The organism is Photobacterium aquae (assembly GCF_001029445.1).
GTDB classification, from domain to species: domain Bacteria; phylum Pseudomonadota; class Gammaproteobacteria; order Enterobacterales; family Vibrionaceae; genus Photobacterium; species Photobacterium aquae.
This window is the reverse complement of the sequence record NZ_LDOT01000070.1, coordinates 1-1,328: the sequence shown is the minus strand read 5'-3', so window position 1 is coordinate 1,328 and position 1,328 is coordinate 1. Positions and strand designations below refer to the sequence as shown.

Annotated in this window: 2 protein-coding genes; both read right to left on the bottom strand. The window is 56.6% G+C overall.

Features of this window, described 5'->3' with window-relative positions; all coding sequences use genetic code 11:
- Positions 1–227 (bottom strand): hypothetical protein (locus ABT56_RS24135; protein ID WP_205626111.1); only part of this gene is annotated, 227 nt, incomplete at its 3' end.
- Positions 224–1,328, bottom strand: a 1,105-nt coding sequence (locus ABT56_RS24330) for a hypothetical protein (RefSeq protein WP_047881198.1), incomplete at its 5' end; no start/stop codon positions are given. The genes ABT56_RS24330 and ABT56_RS24135, both read right to left, overlap by 4 nt.

Sequence of the window (1,328 nt, the reverse complement as noted above, 5' to 3'; positions counted from 1 at the left end):
TGTCCGGTTGTCATATTGTCGGTCGTCCCTGTTAAGTCTTCCCAGTTCACCACCGCGCCCGGCTTATCGGTCACAATGGGTTTGCTGGGCTTGGTTGGTTTCTGATTGGGTTTGGGTTTCGTTGGTTTTGGCTTGCTGGCCTGTTGTGTCGGTGGCGACTTGCGCGTGAACCACCACGCCGCCGCACCATAGGCGGCGACCAAGGCTACGGCGGCGAATGTTCTCATGCGTAAATCCCCCGGTTAAATGGCGTTGCACTGTAACGCAGGTATAACCGCATCCCGCCGCAGTTGCGCACCGTGTTGGCATTGGCTTCGGACAGCTCGACAACCAAGCGCGTCCCGTCAAAGCTCACCATTTCCACCCCGTTATCCAGCGAACCGCTGCTGACATTGCCGCTTGCCTTGCCGTTAACGCCTTGCCAAAAATACAGGTTGTTCATGGTCAGGTGGTTGAATGCCCCCGCCGGGCAAGCCACATTGGCCGCGTTTTCCAGCTCGAACTCGAACTGGTTGCCTGCGGCCGTGGTATCCAAACACACCAAGCTAAGTGCTTCGGTAAAACGGGTATAGCCGTAGCCATCGCTGCTCATATCCACCGGGCCATCTTCTAACGGGTTGCCGTCTTTATCGGTTTCAATGACCTGCATCCCCAACAGCATGACGGTCGCCATGTCGCCCGGCTTGGATTCAGTCTCGAAACAAACAAGTTCCGGTGCATTGCTCGCGCCCGACACGCGGTAAACCTGCGACTCAAGGGTGATCATGTTGTAGCTGGTCGAAGGTGGTGTTTCGTAAATGCTTTCGGTGGTAGTCAGTGACGTTTCGCTGTAGAGCCGGCCTTGAACATCGCCCCGCTGAAACCCAACTGTCACCGTCACATCGGCATTGGCGGCAAACAGTGCCTTGGCCTTGAAGTAAGCGACACGGCGTGGCAGGTGCAACGCCTGATAAATCATCCCCTTGCAGTTGTTGGCCGATACCCAAATATCATTGGCGGCAAACGGGATTGCAGTGAAAAACGCTGGGAAGTGTAAATTGCGGTGGGCACTGAAACCTGCCGATTTGGCGGCATCGAGCGGTGGACCCTGCTCGAAGTTCCAGCCATCGGCAAAATGCCCCGCGTTCTGGTGCGGGTTGCCTTGAATCGCCCCCGGCTTGGGCTCTCCGGTAAATTTGGTGTGCTGCGCGCTGTTTGACGCATGATCCAAAAATGCCGGGTTGCGCACGTAGTTTTTGACGGGCATCCCCGACTCGCCCAACTGGCCGCCAAGGTCTGCCAATGCCTTGTCCATCAAATCGGCCAGAAACTCAATCTTGTTGCGGGCA